The 13,006-nt window shown below is 49.2% G+C and carries 16 protein-coding genes; 7 read left to right on the forward strand and 9 right to left on the reverse strand.

All coding sequences use genetic code 11. From position 1 onward, the window contains the following. The first annotated feature begins 501 nt into the window (after window positions 1-501). Window positions 502-1,623: an HD-GYP domain-containing protein gene (locus ABRS97_RS17545; protein ID WP_367816028.1), complete on the forward strand. Its 1,122-nt coding sequence runs from the start codon at window positions 502-504 to the stop codon at window positions 1,621-1,623. A 26-nt stretch (window positions 1,624-1,649) separates the two neighbouring features. Next, entirely contained in the window at window positions 1,650-2,333 is a 684-nt protein-coding gene (locus tag ABRS97_RS17550; RefSeq protein ID WP_367816030.1) for a Crp/Fnr family transcriptional regulator, read from the forward strand. 12 nt (window positions 2,334-2,345) lie between these two features. Here ABRS97_RS17550 and mutY read toward each other — a convergent pair whose 3' ends face one another. After that, window positions 2,346-3,470 carry an A/G-specific adenine glycosylase gene (gene mutY / locus ABRS97_RS17555; RefSeq protein ID WP_367816031.1) on the reverse strand — a complete coding sequence of 375 codons (1,125 nt, stop codon included), beginning with the start codon at window positions 3,468-3,470 and terminating at the stop codon, window positions 2,346-2,348. Window positions 3,471-3,569: 99 nt separating this feature from the next. Between mutY and ABRS97_RS17560 the strand changes: the two genes are divergently transcribed. After that, a complete protein-coding gene (locus ABRS97_RS17560) occupies window positions 3,570-4,145 on the forward strand; it encodes a hypothetical protein (protein ID WP_367816033.1) in 576 nt (191 codons plus the stop codon). Window positions 4,146-4,151: 6 nt separating this feature from the next. After that, a complete protein-coding gene (locus tag ABRS97_RS17565) occupies window positions 4,152-4,583 on the forward strand; it encodes a c-type cytochrome (RefSeq protein WP_367816035.1) in 432 nt (143 codons plus the stop codon). An 8-nt stretch (window positions 4,584-4,591) separates the two neighbouring features. Here ABRS97_RS17565 and acpS read toward each other — a convergent pair whose 3' ends face one another. The 3 genes from acpS to ABRS97_RS17580 all read right to left on the reverse strand — a co-directional run bounded on the left by acpS (window position 4,592) and on the right by ABRS97_RS17580 (window position 7,343). Next, window positions 4,592-4,981 carry a holo-ACP synthase gene (gene acpS, locus ABRS97_RS17570; protein ID WP_367816037.1) on the reverse strand — a complete coding sequence of 130 codons (390 nt, stop codon included), beginning with the start codon at window positions 4,979-4,981 and terminating at the stop codon, window positions 4,592-4,594. Between the two features lie 65 nt (window positions 4,982-5,046). Beyond that, the gene (locus ABRS97_RS17575) at window positions 5,047-6,366 is read right to left on the reverse strand and encodes a condensation domain-containing protein (RefSeq protein WP_367816039.1); all 1,320 of its coding nucleotides are present in this window, start codon (window positions 6,364-6,366) and stop codon (window positions 5,047-5,049) included. A gap of 101 nt (window positions 6,367-6,467) precedes the next feature. Then, window positions 6,468-7,343, reverse strand: coding sequence for a helix-turn-helix domain-containing protein (locus ABRS97_RS17580; protein ID WP_367816041.1), 876 nt, complete (start codon window positions 7,341-7,343; stop codon window positions 6,468-6,470). A 155-nt stretch (window positions 7,344-7,498) separates the two neighbouring features. Here ABRS97_RS17580 and ABRS97_RS17585 point away from each other — a divergent pair, with 155 nt between their 5' ends. From ABRS97_RS17585 to ABRS97_RS17595, 3 genes are all read left to right on the forward strand, one after another. Then, a complete protein-coding gene (locus ABRS97_RS17585; RefSeq protein WP_367816042.1) occupies window positions 7,499-8,476 on the forward strand; it encodes an aldo/keto reductase in 978 nt (325 codons plus the stop codon). Window positions 8,477-8,637: 161 nt separating this feature from the next. Then, the gene (locus ABRS97_RS17590) at window positions 8,638-8,748 is read left to right on the forward strand and encodes a YjcZ family sporulation protein (RefSeq protein ID WP_367816044.1); all 111 of its coding nucleotides are present in this window, start codon (window positions 8,638-8,640) and stop codon (window positions 8,746-8,748) included. Between the two features lie 46 nt (window positions 8,749-8,794). Further along, complete coding sequence (locus tag ABRS97_RS17595; protein ID WP_367816045.1) at window positions 8,795-8,905, forward strand: YjcZ family sporulation protein; 111 nt, start codon at window positions 8,795-8,797, stop codon at window positions 8,903-8,905. Between the two features lie 56 nt (window positions 8,906-8,961). Here the strand turns inward: ABRS97_RS17595 and nadE are convergent, their stop codons facing one another. From nadE to ABRS97_RS17620, 5 genes are all read right to left on the reverse strand, one after another. Continuing rightward, window positions 8,962-9,771 (reverse strand): ammonia-dependent NAD(+) synthetase, encoded by an 810-nt coding sequence (gene nadE, locus ABRS97_RS17600; RefSeq protein WP_367816047.1) that lies wholly within the window; start codon window positions 9,769-9,771, stop codon window positions 8,962-8,964. Between the two features lie 150 nt (window positions 9,772-9,921). After that, the gene (locus ABRS97_RS17605) at window positions 9,922-10,359 is read right to left on the reverse strand and encodes a BrxA/BrxB family bacilliredoxin (RefSeq protein ID WP_367816049.1); all 438 of its coding nucleotides are present in this window, start codon (window positions 10,357-10,359) and stop codon (window positions 9,922-9,924) included. A gap of 223 nt (window positions 10,360-10,582) precedes the next feature. Continuing rightward, window positions 10,583-10,978 carry a DUF3905 domain-containing protein gene (locus ABRS97_RS17610; RefSeq protein ID WP_367816051.1) on the reverse strand — a complete coding sequence of 132 codons (396 nt, stop codon included), beginning with the start codon at window positions 10,976-10,978 and terminating at the stop codon, window positions 10,583-10,585. Further along, window positions 10,975-11,850, reverse strand: a complete 876-nt coding sequence (locus tag ABRS97_RS17615; protein WP_367816053.1) for a hypothetical protein — start codon at window positions 11,848-11,850, stop codon at window positions 10,975-10,977. The genes ABRS97_RS17610 and ABRS97_RS17615 overlap by 4 nt, the downstream gene beginning before the upstream one ends. A gap of 67 nt (window positions 11,851-11,917) precedes the next feature. Next, window positions 11,918-12,841 carry a polysaccharide deacetylase family protein gene (locus ABRS97_RS17620; RefSeq protein ID WP_367816055.1) on the reverse strand — a complete coding sequence of 308 codons (924 nt, stop codon included), beginning with the start codon at window positions 12,839-12,841 and terminating at the stop codon, window positions 11,918-11,920. Window positions 12,842-13,006: the final 165 nt, after the last annotated feature.

Here is a 13,006-nt window from a genome sequence, read left to right on the forward strand (position 1 = left end):
AAAAGACATCCGCCCCCTAAAAAATGGAGGTAGATGTCTTTTTTGCAACTTATGCGAGACGCCGTAAAAAAACATAAGTTCTTCAGTGGCCTCCATCTTTCGCAAGGTGTTCTTTATTCGAAGGTATCTTAATTCTCTAGTACTACATCAAAATAGTACTATGCTCATCATCTCCAATTCCTTATACTGGGTCTTGCATAGAGGGAGCGGTACGATTCGTATCAAAAACAATGAGTTGATTCCACGTTTTACTGCCATTCACCATCTGAAAGAAAGAATGTTTCTCTTCTCCGGCTTCTCCCCTTCTCTTCCTTTCTCCCTCTGTTTTTTTATGACAAAATCCCTAAGATTTTGTTACCTTTCTCACAGAAATAAAATGTCGATTATGAAATAATAGCCTACATGAGTTCGATTGAATGAGTCTATTGAATTGATTTGCATAAGGCTTAAGACTTATGTTTGCAGTTTTTTCTGGATCGAACGGAAAGTAGGGATATCCACATGCGAATCATACCAACCATTATGTGTCAGCCGGGTATGCGGCTAGGCAAGGCCATTTACACGGAAGAAGGCCAGGTGCTTGTCGGCTATCGAGTAGAACTGACGACCTCCATACTCCAAAAGCTCAGCCAGCTTGGCATCGATTATTTATACATTGAAGATTTGCGAACGGAAGACATTCATATCGAAGATCCGATTCACGAAGAGACGAGAATGCTGCTGCGCAGTTCACTAGCTAAGGTATTCCAAAAGTTCCACCCCACAGCCAACTTCACTACGCCAACTTATCACCCGCTACCTCCTTTAAGTAAACTTTTCCTAGAAGCCATGTCCCAATTAATTGATGACCTCCACTTCCGCAAGCACGCACCCGTCATGCTCACCACACTCAATATGGTACCCGCAACGAGTCTTGAACAGCACTTTTGCCAAAATGCGATTAATGTTTGTGTCTATGCAACGAAACTAGCGATGAATCAAGGCATCTATCATCGTGACGAGTTGATGGCCATCGGGCTTGGCGCTTTGCTGCATGATATAGGCAATGTACACCTGCCTGCACAGCTGCTCCAAAATAAAACCAGATTAACGTCATCCGAATATTTGGACATACAGAAGCATGCACTTTATGGTTTTCAAATGTTAAAGGATGAAGCCGGCATTCCCCTCTTATCCGCCCAATGCGCCCTTCAGCATCACGAGCGAATGGATGGCAGTGGTTATCCTTTCCGGATCAAAGGCGATCAAATTCACCCCTATGCCCGTTTAGTCGGCTTACTTGATTCCTACGATGCAATGATTCATCCTCGGTCCTACCGCAGAGCCATCCCTCCTCATTACGCACTTGAAGTCCTTTACGCAAACGCTGGAAAGCTGTACGATATAGATATGGTCAAGCTGTTCCGCAACAACGTCGCGATTTATCCACTCGGCCTCAGTGTTTCTTTAAACACAGGTGACAAAGGCATCGTCTCCCGTTTGAACACCCACAGTATGCAGCGCCCCATCGTACGTATACTTAGAACCGCGTCCGGACAAGAGCTTAGGGAGCCTTACGAAGTTGATTTATCGCGCGCTTTGAATGTGATGATTGAAGAGATCGGAGAGCAGCTGGTCGTTTAATATGACCGAAATGAGTTGAAAGCCCCTTGAAAACAATTGTTACATTGCTTCAAAATGTCCCCCTTTTTCAGCAGCTCTCTGAAGAAGACCTACTGGGATTAGCCCCTTTATTTATTGAGAAAAAAGTGAAAAAAGGCGGCATTCTTTTTCTCGAAGGCGATTCGGGCGAGGAATTATTTCTGATCAAAACGGGTGTCGTGAAAATCTATCGTCTAGACGATGCCAAGGAAATTATTTTGGCGTTGTTCCGTGAAGGCGATTTTTTCGGGGAAATGTCGCTTATTCATGATGGGCTCACACGCTCTGCCACCGCAGAGACCCTGGAAAACTGCACGCTGTATGCGCTGAAACGCTCCGTATTTGTACAATTTATGGAAAAGAGCCCTAAGCTGATCTTAAAGCTCTTGGAAACGACGATGGAACGATTGCGCAAAGCCAATGAACAAATCTATGATCTTACCTTCTTGGGTGTTCGCTCACGCATTTTGAAAACCATAGTCCGTCTATCCGAACAACACGGCATACCTACAGAGAATGGTTTGCTGATTGACGTGAAGCTGACGCATCAACAATTAGCCAATATGGTTGGCACTGTGCGCGAATCTGTGACTAAAGTGCTGCAAGAGCTGCTGGATGAGGACTCTATTCAAATTGATAAGAAGCTCATCACACTCAAAAACATTGATGCCATAAAACGTGAAATCCGTTAATTTCTCCGTTTGCTAACCTTTGCGCTGCTCTTGCCATGCCTTCATGATACGTATGAAAACATTTGGGAACGCGTATTGGTTAAGGTCACTCGCATCTACCCAACGATAATGGAAAGGCAACCACTCTCCGCTGTCCCGCTGGCGGCTGCCCTCGCCCAGCTTGGCGCGATACACCTTCATATGCCACACAATATGGCTGAAAACATGCTCCGTATCCATGAACCATTCCACAGGACTTATCACAATTTGTTCTTGCTCTGCAACGCTTTGCCGGAGTGCTTCCATCGCAGCAGCATCGGAACTCCACGTTGGTGAAGTCCATGCCACATGCGGAAGCTCCCACATTTTGGCCAGGAGTCCCTCTTGCGGCCGCTGTCTGATCAGCCATTTCCCTTCATTCTCGCCTGCACCTTCAATAAGAGCGACGGCCCGCAACTCCGGACGCGGCGGCTTCGCTTTCTTCTTGATAGGGAGTGCCTCTTCCATCCCGGCTTCGCGCGCAGAGCAATGCGCCATAACCGGGCAGGTCAAACAATGCGGGGAACGTGGCGTGCACACCATAGCGCCGAGCTCCATCAACGCTTGATTAAAGTCGCTTGCCGTTCCCTCCAGGATTAATTCACGCGCCAATTTCTCCATGCGAACCCGTGTTGCCGGCTTCATGATGTCCTCTTCGATGAGAAAATAGCGGGATAGCACCCGCATCACATTGCCGTCTACGGCCGGCTCCGGTTTATTATAAGCAATGCTGAGGATCGCGCCCGATGTATAGGGACCGACCCCTTTTAGGGACGAAATCTCCGCTTTCTCCTGCGGGACAACACCTCCATAACGCTCGTGAACTTCTCGAACCGCACTCTGCAAATTGCGTGCGCGCGAATAATAACCGAGACCTTCCCAAGCCTTTAACACGTTTTCCTCCGGAGCTGTGGCCAGCGCTTCAACCGTTGGAAACTGTTCAACAAAGCGATGGAAATACGGAATGACCGTATCGACTCGCGTCTGCTGCAGCATGACCTCTGAAATCCATATGTAATAAGGGTTTTTGCTTCTTCGCCATGGCAAATCCCGTTTGTGCGTATCATACCAATCCAACAAGTTGCTGGAAAAAAATAGCTTCTGTTCTTCGCTGTACATGTGCTCTCCTTCTCTATCTAACACGTTCAAGTTATAATGGATGAATGGACATGTTATCATTATACGAGAAGTTCGCAAGAGAAAACTAGAGGTGAATGCATGCAGAACGCAAAGCAAACAGACAGGGTACATAGAAGAAAGGCTTGGATCGGAGAAGCGCGAGCGCTGCTGCCGCTGCTTAGCATATGGGGCGCGCAGTGGATCTTCAGCGCTTTGGTGGATGTTGCCATCATTTGGCGGGACTTGGACTGGCTGAAGCAAGCTGCCCTGATTACGGCTGTTGCGGCCAGCCTGGTGCAGATTTGGAGCCTGCGGAAGGATATGCGCGCTGGCGAAGAGGGAACTTCTGCGGTATCTGACCGCAGCGGCTGGGGACATCCCGTCTTCCTGCTGCTGCCAGGAGCGCTGCTCATTGCGGCGATCGTACTGCTGGAAGCCATCGGTGCCGTTGGCCCGCTCTTCGCGCCCGTACTGCGAGCGTTCATCCTCGCGATTGGTTTCGTGCAGTTTGGGCTGCTTTTAGGCAGACCGCTTGTATATCTTGGTTTGTGGCTATTCGCGCTGACCGCGATGATGAGCGTGTGGTATCTCGGGTATTCCGCTGTTGTACTCGAAGGAATGGGCGGCATTAGCTTGTTAGTTAGCGGGTATATGCTGCGTGTATGGGGGAAATAAGGACTTATGGAGAAAAAAGACGTAACTTTGAGCAAGGATGTCCGTGTCCGTGGCATAGCCATGCGCCCGGCAGCTTGGCGGGGAAGCTTCGGAGTGATGATCGGCATCGCGCTGGTGCTCTTTCTGGCGGCCTGCGGAGGCGGCTCAGGCAGTAAAGCTTCTGTTACGCCGGCTGCGACCATGGCGCCGGAGAGCGATCCTGCGTATGTGAAGGCGCAGGAGCTTTATACGACCAACAAGTGCATATCCTGCCACGGTGTTGATCTCGCTGGCAAAGTCGGACCCAAGACGAATTTGCAAAAGGTTGGCAGCACGATGAGCAAGGAAGCGATTGCGAATCAAATCAAAAATGGCGGAGGCGGGATGCTCCCGTACAAAAACAAGCTCTCGGATGAGGAAGTCGAACTGCTCTCCGACTGGCTCAGCTCGAAAAAATAGAGCAGCTCTCAGAGCTGCTCTACAATGGCATAGGCGGCAGCCATCGACTCCGTATGCGTAATACTCAAGTGGAGTCGGTGGCTGTTGCCGTTCAGGCCTGCCCGTAGCAGCGCCGCCTCCGCTACATGGCAAATCGGCTTGCCGAGCGAATCCGGCAGCACCTCGATATCCTGAAAGCCGATTTGCTTGCCGATTCCGCAGCCAACTGCTTTTACAACTGCTTCTTTCGCCGCAAAGCGGCCTGCAGCGAACTCTGCGAGCCGGCCCCGCCGCTGCTCTGCAAGCTCTCTCTCTGCAGGCGTTAGTATCCGTTCCAGAAAACGCGCCCCGGTCGAGCTTTCCAACGTTTTGCGCATTCGCGCAATTTCCACCAGATCCGTTCCAATTCCAATAATCATGAGCGCCTGAACCTCACTTTTCGTACATCGTTTTGCGTACAATGTACCTGATTCTTAGCGCCTGGTCAAGCCATTGCCATAACTAGATCCATGAATTTTTCTACAAGCGAAGCATCCGTCGTTGGCTCGAAATAAGACACAGTCAGCGTCAATACGTCCTTGCAACTGCTGGCGCCTAGCATAAATCCAGGAGCATGCATAGCTGGGCTCACCATATAAGCGTCGGACACGGTTAAACAGCCAAATGGACTTGCCTCTGCGTTTATTTTCCCAAAATTAGAAAGCGTCGAAGAAAAGGTCCCTTGCTGCCTGCTCCCCTCGGCAAGATTAAGAATGAGCTGTTTCGCCTCATTGAACCCCATTCCAGCCAGGAATTCAAACATGGAAGCCGTGTGCAGTCCGAGTTGATTGGTTTTCTTATATTCCCTCGTGATTGCAGCGATTTCCTTCACCAGATCCGAGAACGGCTGAACCACTTCTGCGCGTAATGACAAAATGAGCGAACCGGATAAATTACAAAGTGCAGTTGGCGAATGCTCAGCCAAGTATTTACGTAAGTCTGCTGTCATGGTCAACGTGATAGGCTCACCCTGCTCAGGTGCGAGAATTGCATGCAAAGCCCGATAATAGGAAGCGAGTATGACGTCATTGACGGTTGCCTCCCACTTTGCCGCCTGATCGAATACGATCTGCGTCAATTCCTTGGAGAGACGCCGTATACACTGTTTGCGGCTTATTGACGCTTCAGCTGCGTTGTACGGAAATGCGCGTGACGGTTGAATCTCCGCCTGGTTCTGATCCCATGCTTGCCTGTAATCCATTATGCCCGCATCCAGAAACAGCTGGCTTTGATCCCTCTTCCCTCGCACATTCGGTTCTGGTACGTATGCAGCATTCAGCTCGAGCTCTGTATATATACGAGCTAACAGTTCCATATATTGCTTCAGCCCAGCTCCGTCGCAGCAGGTATGGTTCATTTTGATACCAATTGCATCATTCGTCTCCGTGCGCAGCAAGCAAACTTTGACCATAGGATCGTTCTGCATATGAATGGGGGCCGAAAACCATTCGTGCAGCGCTGTATCAAATTCAGCCACAGGAAGCTCCCGTATCGTTAACCAAGGCAGCCTATCGAGATCCTGCCGGCGTTCCCAATACGGATGCTGGGCATCCTCGACAAATCGGCAGCCCAGTATGGGCTCAGCATCTGCACTTAATCGTATGGCCCGATGCAAACGATCTGCATCCAGGCGCCCATCGATTTGAAGCATCAGTTGAATTTGAAAATCACTAATGCCGTATTGCGAAAAGTAATTGAAAAAGTCTTGCCCGTTCGCCGCGAACGAGCTCGGTACACGGCTATGCGTTGTTTCTGATCCCGTCATATCCCAATCTCCTCTTTTCTAAACAACGTTGTCTATTCGTTACGTTGTTTACTATAAGTTAGAAGAGGGAAGCGTTCTTGACGCTTTTTACAGCAAATGGCCTATTTTACCGGGACAAGCAGCCGGAAGCAGCCTGTTTGATCATAATCTTGTTCGTAATATTCGATAAGATCAACACCCAAAGCATGATTGATATCAATTTTGCAAATCACAATCCATTTGTAGAGATCATCCATGACCGTGGGATGTACCAGCCCCATGCTCCCTTTATACTGAAATACGCCATATTGCGAGGCAGGGACGCAATCTCTAAGCAATCCCAAGGGCGGCGGATCCGCTTTTGCATCTGTGCCCATAAAATAGTGCAGCCTATCCGGCATAGAAGGATCGCATCGAATGATATTAATCAATCGCTCCCCTTGAAATGGATCGATGACCTCCGCGACAAAATCGCTCACTATGGGCTTAAGCCGCTCTATTTCACCTGATTTCCCCGGACAGAAATGCTGGGGTTTGCCGATCAACTCAATCTCTTGAAGCTCCGTCAATGTATAATGGACAACGATATCCTTGTTTTCGTTTTTGAATTTGCGTTCTACCAGTTCGAGGCGTGCGATGGCTCGTTCCATAGAACCTGTTCGCCTAAACTCTGTTGGCGTTACGCCAAACCATTGCCTGAAATTGCGTGAAAATACTTCATGTGACTGAAAACCCGCATCCAATGCGACATCAACAACTTTGCCGCGGCCCATTTTAAGATGAACCGCCGCCTTGCTTAAGCGTCTGCCAAGCAGGTAATGCTTCAACGAATAACCCGTAACCGAACGAAACATACGATAAAAATGAGATTCCGACATAAAACATCTGTCAGCTAAAACGCTTAATCCAAGCTCCTTGTCCAGGTGATCTTCGATATAATCCACCGTCTCCTGGATCATTATAAAGTAGGAATGAGACATACCCATCAACTCCAACATGAATTCCTAATTCTTCCTCTACGTTACATGATAGATGCGGCGAAATGCAATGCATCGTTACTTGCAGGTAAGTAAGTTAACCTATTTTCAGTTCTTATGCGAGCCTGCGGTTATCCGTATAATACAAGTAGATTCTAATGCTGGGAGGCAACCTTATGAAAGCAATGCCGCTTGAAAAGCGCGGGATTTCGAACAGCCGCGTCGTGTTCGGATGTATGGGGATTGGCGGAGAATGGAATCAGGCTCCCCTCACGAAAGAAGATTACCTAACCGCAGAAGCTGCCGTAGAAGCGGCTCTATCGATTGGCATCACGATGTTCGATCATGCCAACATTTATAAAATGGGCAAATCCGAAAGCGTTTTCGGACAAATTCTCCAACATAGACCCGATCTTCGCGATCAAATCGTCCTGCAGTCCAAGTGCGGAATCCGGCTGACAGACGGTGTCGCAGCACAGCGCTACGACTTCTCCAAGAGCCATATTGTGAGTTCGGTTGACGGCATTCTCGCACGCCTGGGCGTGGAGCACCTTGATGTACTCCTGCTGCATCGTCCCGATCCGCTAATGGAGCCGGCTGAAGTGGCAGAGGCCTTCAATGTGCTGAGATCGTCCGGCAAGGTGCGCCATTTCGGCGTGTCGAACATGACGGCTCCGCAGATCCGCTTCCTGCAAAGATCGATGCCGGAACCTCTTGTCGTCAATCAACTGGAAATGAGCCTGGCTCGCACGGATTGGCTGGATCTGGGCATCCTTGTTAACCGCAAGGAAGGCGCCAGCGTCAATTTCCCTGAGGGCATCATGGAGCACTGCCAGATGGAAAACATTCAAATTCAAGCCTGGGGCCCTCTGGCCCAAGGCATCTATTCCGGCCGAAGTCTGGAAGGCGAATCGGACGCTGTGAAGCAAACCGCCGCCCTCGTGCAGCAAATGGCTGCCGAGAAGGAAACAACACCGGAGGCGATCGTACTCGGTTGGTTAATGAAACATCCGGCTTTCATTCAGCCCGTAATCGGCACGTCATCTGCCAAGCGGGTTGAGGCATGCAAGGATGCCACCGCGCAATCCGAGCTGATGAGCCGCGAAGAGTGGTATGCGCTTTATGAGAAATCCCGCGGACATCGGGTGCCATAATCCTCACTCCCCTACAAAAGAAGGGCCCTCTTAAGCGATATTCATCGCTGTGGAGGCGCCCTTCTTTTTTTGAACATTTGTCCTTACAGGTTATATGTCCAATCCATTCATATGCCATGGGAATACAATAGACTATCTGATTCCGAAAGGAGCGATTGAATATGTCCTATCCTGCAGGCGGCTATTGCGGCGGAGGTATTGGCACAAGCACCGCTACTATTCTGGTACTTTTCATTCTGTTGGTTATCATTACAAGAACATTCGTCTGGTAATTGCTGCACAGAATAATGAAAATTGAACATGGGGGGGTGTCCAGGTATGGGATATCCAGTAGGAACAGGAACCGCCTGCTACGGCGGCTTTAATTCAGCTACTGTATTGGTTCTTTTCATTCTCTTGGTTATTGTTACAATGACATTCGCTTGGTAATCTTCAAAAAAAAAGTAATCCGACCTTCATGGGTTGGATTACTTTTTTTCTTCCGCTTAAATGCCGGGAATAGGAGCACGTTTATGTTCGGTCTTCAAATATTGCTTCTCCAGCTTCTCTTGAACGGCAGGATCAATTTGCTTGCCTTCCAGGTAGTCGCTGTTATCGCCGTATGTAATGCCTAGCTCGCCCTCATCGGTCTGACCATCCCAGAGACCTGCTGTCGGCGCTTTGTCAAGGACGCTCTGCGGCACGCCAAGCTTCGCTGCAAGCGAACGCACCTGGCGCTTATTCAGCGTGCTCAGCGGCGTAATGTCGACGGCACCGTCGCCATATTTGGTAAAAAATCCTGTGATGGCTTCCGAAGCGTGATCGGTGCCCACAACGATTAATCCAAGCTCAAAAGCAAGCGCGTACTGCATGACCATGCGCGTTCTCGCTTTGATATTGCCTTTGCCGCCGCGGCTTACGTGCTGGTGAACGCCGATATGCTTAAGCCCATATTCAACTTCAATGGCGATCTCATCAACGGCTTCTTGGATGTTGTTCTCGATTTGAAACTTCAAATCGAAGGCTTTCGCTGTCGCATAGCTATCTTCGATATCGACTTGCTCGCCGTAAGGCTGGAACACGCCTACGGTTTTGTACTCCTGTCCCGTTTCAGCCGTCAGCTCGTCCGTCGCTTTCTTGCACAAGCCGGTGGTTACAGCGCTGTCGATGCCTCCACTAATGGCAATCAACAAACCCTTCGCATGCGCATTCCGCACATAATTCTTCAGAAAATCCACGCGACTCCGAATTTCCGCATCAATGTCAATTTCCGGCTTCACGCCGAGTTTGGCAATAATGTCTTGTTGTAAACTCATGGCTCTCTCCACCTTTTCTCTGGTATCGAACAATCCGTCTTTAAGGACTAGTATAGACTTTAGCCGACGAAAATTCAAAGGCGATTTGGACAATCTTGCCAAAAAATAAAATCCCCGCTGCATGCAGCGAGGACGAACACTTTACCTGAATTATTTGCAAAATTCGTTGAAGGCCCCGATCAGATCGCCAGCGATCATATCGGCAGAACGGTCCTCGATTTGGTGACGTTGGATGAAATGCGCCAGCTCACCATTTTTGAAAAGTGCAATGGACGGCGATGACGGCGGATAAGGCGCGAGGAATTCACGCGCTTTGGCTGTTGCATCTTTCTCTTGACCTGCGAACACTGTGTAAGTGTAAGTAGGCAGTGTATCGTTCTGGAGCGCTTTGGCTACGCCTGGACGGCATTGGCCTGCCGCACAACCGCAAACGGAGTTAACGACCAGCAGCATCGTTCCATCTTTGGATTTCTCAATCGCTTCTTCTACCTGCTCCGGTGTCAAAAGCTCTGTAATGCCCAGACGAGTCAAATCCTCTCTCATCGGTTTAACCATATCTTTCATGTAAGAATCAAAAGACATTGCCATATGTTCCACCCCTTAGGAATTAATAGTAACTCTCAAAACGTAATCTTGATAAGCTCTATTATACAACCGTTAACGGGGAAAGCAAAGTCCCATGTACCTCGATTCATTTCTGGCTCGCGGATATTAACGGGACCCGAAGGGTTTTATCCGGATTTTCCGTCAGCAGCGTGCTGAAGCATGAAATAGCGTGTTTAGCGTGAATCGCAATAGAAAGAGACGAAAGCTACGCTTCCGCCTCATCTTCTTTCTTCTTGGTTGTCGCTAACCCTGGCTCGAAGGAAACATTTTTGTCCGGATGCGTGAAAATGCCGCTTAACGGCGGAATGCCCTTCTCGAAATAATCCCGATTCTCGGCGCTTTGAAAGCCGATATCCTTGTAGGGATGAACCCACTCATCTCCGGCCATCACTTCCGGGTCCGTTTCCGCTGTCCACTTCTCCAGCGGGGAGTTATCGGATTCGTAATCATGATCGCCGATCACGACGCCATGCTCGTTCACAAAGGGGGCGTGCGGACCGCGTCCTTCCTCGAACTCGGGTAGAAAATTGATTTCGAACGGATCAAGATCGCTCTCATCCTGAGCTGACTGGGTCAGCTTGCTTTTATTCGCTTCTGTCATGTCGACGGGCGGTTCGGACCGTCCAGTTTTTTATCGACAAAGCCTTCTTTGCCTGTAGAGGATGAGAAATTCTGATGCTCTTTGTTTTGTTTTTCTTGTTCAACCTGTGTTTTGGAATCATTTTGGCTCATTTGGCTCAGCTCCCTTCTGCTTGTATTATGCGCCGCTGTCCGAAGAAGCATTCCAACGATTAGCATGAAAAGATAGAGCAACTGCGGCCAGCTGAGATAGATAGCTGTAGGCACGGAGTCCGCGAAGAAACTTGCGATCATTCCTGCTGCTCCGGCAACTAACAATGACTGCTTGAGAAGCACGCCCGAACCAAGCAGTTGCGAGCGAGGTTGAATAAACTGCTGCCAGATGAGCAGGGGAATTAGCAAAAGCGCCAAATACATGTGATAGGGATGGAACCTGCTCATAGTCCCTTCAATCCCTATGCCCCAGGGCAACGTTGTAGAGCGGCCATATTCCGGTACCAACGCGTTGAATACAAACCATGCCGCCGTCATTCCGCATGCAAGCGCATCCAGCAGCAGGATGGGGGCTAATCTTCTTTTTCGTATTTGGTAAAAGCCGTACATAACAGCAAATAGCAGCCCAAGCAGCAGCTCTGTACGGGAACCTGTGATTAAGAGCAGTTTGGTCGGCTGCGTCCATAGAAGAGAAGGCTGTGTTAGTATACTGCCAAACTTCCATGTCAGCACCACGATGATGGCTCCGCCCCAAATAATTTCATGTATGGGAGATTGATTCTCGCTCTGCTGACTGCGAGCTTGCTTGCGAATCACCCATAGGCCTACAAGGCCGGCGAGCAGCAGCGCGAGCAATTTGCCTTGCAACTGAAACGGTCCGATTTGTAACACATCAGGCATAACAAAAACCCTGCCTTTCCATTGTCAATATCTTCATGTTAAACGATGAAAAGGGTGCCCACAACTGTTAAGTCGTCAAAAATTGAAACGTGTACGAAAACTTCGTTAACTTCGCAAAACGGAAGCCTGCTGCTTGCAGCCTTTTGATCACAATGGGCAATGCTTCTACAGTCGTCGTCTTATAGGTGTTATCGTGCATCAGTACGATAATGTTTTGCTTGCCTTTGCTTGCGCCGATCACGGAGTCGATAATCATATTCTTGTCTTGAACAGGCGCTGCCGCATCCGTGGAGCTGACATTCCAATCGACATATTGGTAGCCATCCTCCCTCATCGCGCTTGCCACCCTGCTCATGATGCTTCTTCCTCCGGCTTTCCGGCTTAAATGGTTGTTAGACCCGCCGGGAAAGCGTAAAATATCCGGCCTAAACCCCACCGTTTCCTCCAAAAGCCGATCCAGCTTCCGGACATCCTTGCGAAACGCCTCCGGCGATTTATAGATAGTATTGTAATCATGCGAATAAGAATGATTGCCCAGCGCATGGCCCTCAGCCACGATTTGCTTATAAAGCGCTCTCCCTTCCGTTGTATCTGATCCTATGACGAAAAAGGTAGCAGGTATATGAAAACTTTTCAGAATGTCGAGTATCCGCTTCGTACTCTGCGAAGGGCCGTCGTCGAAGGTCAAGTAGGCTGTTTTGCCATGAGATGCTTCTGAGTCGACCTCATCTTCGGGCCTCGGCTCTCGAGGACCTGAGTAAAAGTATTGTGTTTCCACGATCGCATCGTCAGGACCGGAAATGGCTCTCGTTATTGCGCTGTTTGGCGACAGAGGTGGCGTTGCGCTGGATAGTGGCGAAGACTTGGTTGTTGACGCTCCAGTTAAGGATTGCGGCGTGTTCTCTGTCTGTTTCTCCCCACAACCAACTAGTCCCGTCCCCATTATTAACAGCATAAAATAAATCAAACCATACTTGGACGCCACAGCCATCGGAAATCCTCCTCGTCACTTATTGCCAAAAACGCTGGCACTTGTTTCCGATCTTATTATGGCTCCCTCTCCTTTCCAGAACGCTGGTACTTTTTTGCAGTTTTTATGCAGTTCGTACCTTCATACGTCAATCGACAACACGTTCAGATATTTCCTGGGAAATTT

Source organism: Paenibacillus tabacirhizosphaerae, from assembly GCF_040812395.1.
In the GTDB taxonomy this organism is placed as follows: Bacteria; Bacillota; Bacilli; order Paenibacillales; family NBRC-103111; genus Paenibacillus_E.